This is a genomic window from Ilumatobacter sp. (genome assembly GCF_049588435.1).
Classification (GTDB): Bacteria; Actinomycetota; Acidimicrobiia; order Acidimicrobiales; family Ilumatobacteraceae; genus Ilumatobacter_A.
Genome location: NZ_JBAVYV010000572.1, coordinates 1 through 5,812 on the forward strand (window position 1 = coordinate 1; position 5,812 = coordinate 5,812).

General features: G+C 67.4%; 3 protein-coding genes and 1 pseudogene. 3 read left to right on the forward strand and 1 reads right to left on the reverse strand.

Annotated features, from left to right (window positions below; translation table 11 throughout):
• Together WBV89_RS21475 and WBV89_RS21480 are read left to right on the forward strand one after the other, a co-directional pair.
• A partial coding sequence (locus tag WBV89_RS21475; RefSeq protein WP_423983371.1) for a molybdopterin dinucleotide binding domain-containing protein occupies positions 1–1,100 on the forward strand: 1,100 nt, incomplete at its 5' end.
• A gap of 233 nt (positions 1,101–1,333) precedes the next feature.
• Complete coding sequence (locus tag WBV89_RS21480; protein ID WP_423983372.1) at positions 1,334–1,630, forward strand: hypothetical protein; 297 nt, start codon at positions 1,334–1,336, stop codon at positions 1,628–1,630.
• A 52-nt stretch (positions 1,631–1,682) separates the two neighbouring features.
• Here WBV89_RS21480 and WBV89_RS21485 read toward each other — a convergent pair whose 3' ends face one another.
• Positions 1,683–5,390, reverse strand: coding sequence for a prealbumin-like fold domain-containing protein (locus tag WBV89_RS21485; protein ID WP_423983373.1), 3,708 nt, complete (start codon positions 5,388–5,390; stop codon positions 1,683–1,685).
• Between the two features lie 193 nt (positions 5,391–5,583).
• On the opposite strand from WBV89_RS21485, the pseudogene WBV89_RS21490 reads away from it, so the two are divergent.
• A pseudogene (locus WBV89_RS21490) lies at positions 5,584–5,812 on the forward strand (hypothetical protein); the annotation flags it as partial.

Genomic DNA, 5,812 nt, shown 5'->3' on the forward strand with positions numbered 1-5,812 from the left:
CCCCCGGTGACGGCCAGGTTCGCGGGCTGGTGATGCTCGCCGGCAACCCGGTGCTGTCGACGCCGAACAGCGAACAGCTCGCCGATGCGCTCGACGAACTCGAGTTCATGGTGTCGATCGACATGTATCTGAACGAGACGACCCGTCACGCCGACGTCATCCTGCCGGTGCCGTCGCAACTGCAACGGGCACATTACGACCTGCTTCTGATGCAGTTCGCCGTGCGCAACGTGGCGAACTATTCCGAACCGGTCCTCGAGCTCGACGACGGTCAGCCCGATGAGTGGGAGGTCATCGCGAAGCTGTCGCTCGTCGCGCAGGGCATGGGTGTCGATGTCGACCCGTCCGTCGTCGACGATCTTGCGATCGACGGGCTGATCGCGAGCGCCGTCAAGGACGAGAACTCGAACGTGGCCGGCCGGTCCGCGGATGAACTGCGTGCGACACTGGATGCGGCCGGGCGACGCGGTCCCGATCGGATGATCGACCTCCTGCTGCGAACGGGACCCTTCGGCGACGGATTCGGGGCCGACGCGGACGGGACATCGCTCGATGATCTGCTGGAGCATCCCCACGGCCGTGATTTCGGCGCGCTCGTGCCGCGCCTGCCGGAGATCCTGCGGACGACGAGCGGCGCGGTCGAGATCGCCCCCGATGTCCTCGTGGACGATCTCGATCGTCTCGCTGCGGCGGTGACGGAGCTCGACGAGCGTTCGTACGTGCTCATCGGCCGACGGCACCTGCGGAGCAACAACTCGTGGATGCACAACATCAACGTGTTGGTCAAGGGCGCCCCGCGCTGCACGCTGCAGGTCCACCCCGACGATGCCGACACGCTGGGGCTGACCGACGGCGGGGCGGCGAAGGTGACGTCACGCGTCGGTGAACTGGTGGCGCCGGTGGAGGTGACCGACTCCATCCGACCCGGGGTCGTCAGCCTGCCGCACGGATGGGGCCACGATCTGCCGGGAGCGAAGATGCGCGTCGCTGCGGAGCATGCCGGCGTCAACTCCAACGTGCTCTCCGACGATCGTGCGATGGACCCGCTGTCCGGAACGTCGGTGCTGAACGGCATCCCCGTCGAGCTCCAGCCGGCGTGATCGGCGTCGCGGTTCACAGCGAAGCGTGTTGATCCACAGGTTCGCGCCGTCATCCACACGACAATTCACAGGGTTGTCCCTCTTCCTCCCCACAGCCGTTCACCTCTAGTTTGGAGTCTCGTTGCCGACCTGCGGCGGACACGCGGATGCTTGGGGAACCCTTCGGGGACACGCCCTGGACCTGCGATGGACGCCGCGGTCGGCGCTGTTCCACCCGGCAGTAGTGTCGGAGGATGGACGGGGCCGCCACGATCAGTGATGCGGAGCTCACCGCGCTCGCTCTCGCCGCCGACCCGAACGACGTGGAGATCGATTCGGATGCGGTCCCGTTCGGTGGAGTGTCGTCCGACGAAGGTTTGCTCCCGAGCTGGTACATGCCTGCGCCGCTCACGACGATCGGGGTCCATCGCCGACGTCGCGCCGTGATCGTCGCCGGCCTGGTCGTCGCGATGGTGATCGTCAACGGTGTCGGCCTCTGCGTCACCTACGGCATCCCCGAGGTCGGCGATCGGGTCGCCTCGTTCTGGTGAACGTTACGTAACGGGTCTGACCCGTTACGTAACGCGCGTCGATGTCCTGAGATCAGAAGCGGCGACGATGGCGGGACATGCGAACGAACGCGCGCAGTCCGATTCCGGCTCCCACGAGGAGTCCGGCGACGAGAACCAGCCGGGCGACGTCGCCGCCGCTGTTCGGGAGCGGGCTCGTCGAGCCGCCCGTCGGGGTCTTCGCCACCGTGGTCGTGGTGGTCGACGACGGAGCGGTGAGCACGACGTCGCATCTGATCGTTGCATCGGCAGCGCCGGTGTCGGCCTGGTACCCGACTTCGGTCGGGTCGGCGTCGACCGTGGTGCAGACGAGTGGACTGACGCTCCAGCCTGCGGGCGCTGCCCGCCCGGTCAATGTGTAGGTTTCGCCGAGGCGCAACGGTGCGAAGGTCACGCTCGCCGACTCGTTGCCAGTGCCGCTCGCGGTCTGGGGCGAGGTGACACCGGAGCCGACGGGATCGATCTTCACCTCGAACGTCCATGCTGCATCGCTCGCAGCGTTCTCGGCCCGCGCGGTCACCACGATCTCGCTCGTCGGCGCTTGGTTGACGAACGTGCAGGTGACGTTGGTGCCAGGGGCTGGAACGATGTTGGACGGCACGTCGCCGTTGTCGCAGGTTGCGCTCGTGAGGCGCCAACCGGCGACCGGGGTCTCGATCACGGAGTAGGACCGATCGGCAGGCACCGGGGGAGACGTCCACGAGTTCGCCACGGCGCTGGCACCCGTGTCGCTCCCGCCGTCGTCGTCGAGGATGATCGGCTGACCGTCGGGTGTCAGGTTCGTGATGAACTCGAAGTCCGTCCCGTCGTCTGGGATCGCATCTTTCACGATCGTGATCGTCGCCGGCGGCGCGTTCGTGTAGGTACACGTCACGGTTGTCCCCGATGCGATGTCGGCGGGGATCGTGAGGCGTCCCGTGAGTTCGCCGGCGGCATGGATCAGTTCGCCGACGTCGCAGGCCAATGACGGGGCGTAGACGCCGACGTTGGTGTCGGGCAGCATCTCGGTGAGGGTCACGGTCTCGCCCGCGATCGCGCTGCTGGTCACGACGCCGATGTCGAGTTCGGTTCCCGTCGCGCCGCTCGCCGTCGACGCGCCGGACGCATCGCCGTCCGCGCCGGCGATGCTCAGCGTCGCGGTGTCGCCTTCGGTTCCGTCGACCCACTCCTTGTCCATGACGAGTTCGACTCGGCGGAGTGTGTTGACGAACGTGCAGTTCACGTCACCCGACGCGACGGGGACGGTGTAGACGCCGTCCAGGGCACCGGCCGTGTAGGTCAGCCCCGACTCGTCCGTACACGTCAACGCCGCGTCGTACGTGCCGGCGTTGTCCGCAACGAACTCCTCCGCGATCGTGATCGTCTCGCCGTCGAGCATCGTCGTCACGACGGTGTTGCTGACTCCGGCGGCGGTGGACGTGCCGGTCGAGGGCGCGTTCACGTCTCCGACGAGCGACAGCGACACCTCGTCACCGTCGATCGCGTCGGACCATTCCGTGGTGAGCGTGAGCTCGGAGAGGTCCGCGTCGTTCGGAAGTGTGCGCACGGGCCCGAGCCGTGGTGTGACGACGGGTGCGGCCAAGCCCACGAACACCGCGACCTGGCGCCCGCCAGGATTCTGCGGGTTGCTGAATCCTTCGAGGAGCCAGTTGTTCGTCGCCCACACATTCCCTGACGGATCGATCTGCACCGCGGTGATGCGCGCCAGCCCGCTGTTGAAGTAGCCCTCGTCGGGGCCCACCGGATCACCGGTCACGCCGCCGCGACAGTTGCCCTCCTCCACACCGCACAGCCGCATGATGCGCTGGCCAGCGAAGTTGGCGACCCACACGTTGTCCGCACCGTCGATCGCCATCCCCCACGGCCACCGCAGACCATCGCGCTGACCACCGGACTTGGTGAACCTGGTTACGGCGGGGGCCCCCGAGCCCGATGTTCCATCGATCAAGGTCACCGACGCGCGGACGTTGTCGATCCCGCCGGGACCGATCGGCCCGTAGCCGTCGACCGGTTCGACGAGTGGGTTCGGAGGACCTCCGAGAATCGCAGGGCACGGTGGGTTCGGTAACCCCGCGTTCGATACCCACATGTTGCCCTGGCTGTCGACAGCGATCCCCATCGGCTTGTCGAAGTCACCGGCGGCGTCGAGATTGCGCACGGGCGTGAAGTTCGTGTCGATCTCCACCACATTCGATGTCGCGTTGGCGGTGAACCAGGCATCTCCCTCGGCATCGATCGCAACGTCGAACGCGTTGTCGAATTCGGGCACCAGTTCGGCGTCGACCTCGGTGACGAACATGAAGTCGTACGGCGTCGTCGGGAAATCGGATGCGAACCGGCCCACCGACCCGTCGACGCACCCGGCGAACCAGATGGTGCCGGCGAGATCCGACTCGATCCCCTGCGGCTGACCGCGGCCTTCCGGATTCTCGGGATCGGGTCGCATCTGGTCGATGATGTAGCCGCCGGGCTCGCTCACCGACGGGTCTCCGTCCGCAGACAACGGCACGCCGTCGGCGTCGAATCGAGAGACCGACACGGCGAGTTCCTCCGGCGTCTGATCACACTCACCGGTCGCTCCGCCGCCCACGGGTTGTTGGCCTTGGAAGCCGAAGTTCGTGATCCATGCCGAGTCGTCCGGCGCGACGGCCATTCCGTATCCAGCTCCGTAGAGTCCGCCGCCACCCACACCGTTCTGGGTCTGATCGTCGCCGCCGACCGGCGATCCCGGGGCCAGTTGACCGGTCGGAGTGAACTTCACGGCGAGCGTGCTTCCGCACGTGACTGCGTCCGGGTTCCCGTCGTACGCATAGTTGTTGTTCACCCAGGCGTTGCCCTCGGAGTCGAAAGCGATGTTGCCCGGACCGTCCATCACCGCGCCGTCCGGACCACCGCTGCCGTCATAGAGCAGCATCAGGGCGAGGGTGTTGACGTAGTCGTCTGCGGCGGTGTCGGTTGCCGCGCCGGCCGTGAGGGCGGGCGTGTACAAAGGTTCGGTCTGCGCCAGAGCGACGAGGTCGGCGACGTTCGAGCCGGGTGTCTGGGCGATGTTGGACATCGCGTCGAGGGTGTTCGTCGGGAGCGATCCGTCGACGGCTGGAGCGAGGGCGAACAACGCCGAGCAGTCGTTCGCAGATCGGACGCACGAGGCCAGCATGTTGGCCAGCGAGTTGACGGTCCGCAGGGTCGTCGTCGCATCACCGTTCGGCGGCGTCTCCAACACATCGCCGATGCCGCCGTCGGCCACGTCGACGAGGTTGCGGAACGTCCCGGCAGCATTCGGCATCCCCGGGTCGGGGCCGCCGATCGCGGCGCCCTCGATGAACTGCGCCATCGCGAACGAGGTCGCCACCGTCGTGCGCTCGTTGACGATCACCGATGCGGGGACGTTCGAAGCGCCGAGCACCGATGCCAGGCGCACGCCGTCGGGACCCAGTGCGATGGCGTAGAGCACGGCATCCGGATCGGCCGGCGACTCGTAGCTGACGCTGAAGGCGCCGTCGGCACCGGCGGTCGACGTCCCCAGGACCTGGGCGTTCGAGATCGTGCTCCCCGCCCGCAGGATCGACACCGTCGCGTTCGGAACGGGCTCCGAACCGCTCAGCACGAAGCCCGCCTGGACCTCGGTGTCGACCTGACGGACGAGACCAGCGGGGGCGGCGGCGACGACCGAGGCGGACAGTGCCAGCAAGAACGCGGCCACGCCCGCTGCACACAACTTGAAGAACGACGAGTTGGACATCCCGATCCGATCCTGGTGATGGCGAGAACCACCGTTGGTCGCCGGCGATTCAGATGTGAACACTACATTCGGCGTCGCCTCGGCGATGATCCCTCTCGACCGGGGCCCCGGGTCTGGCGTGATGGCCAGACCTCATGCCGGGCACGGATCGAACGTGTGTGCGGTGTCGGCGGTCGTTCGGTAGGTTGCCGCCATGGCGATCTCGTGTGCGTACTGCGGAGGTGAGCATGCTCGGCCCGCCGACGTGCGGGCATGCTGGACCGAGCACGGCGAGCGCGACGTGCCGCTCGACGATGCCCCGACGCCACCCGAGGTCCCCGGTCCGGTCCATGTCGATCCCGGTCCAACAGCGAGGCGCCCTGCACCCGCGCCGGTGCACAGGGCATCCGCGCCGGTCCACGACGTCCAGCGGGGTGCGGCAC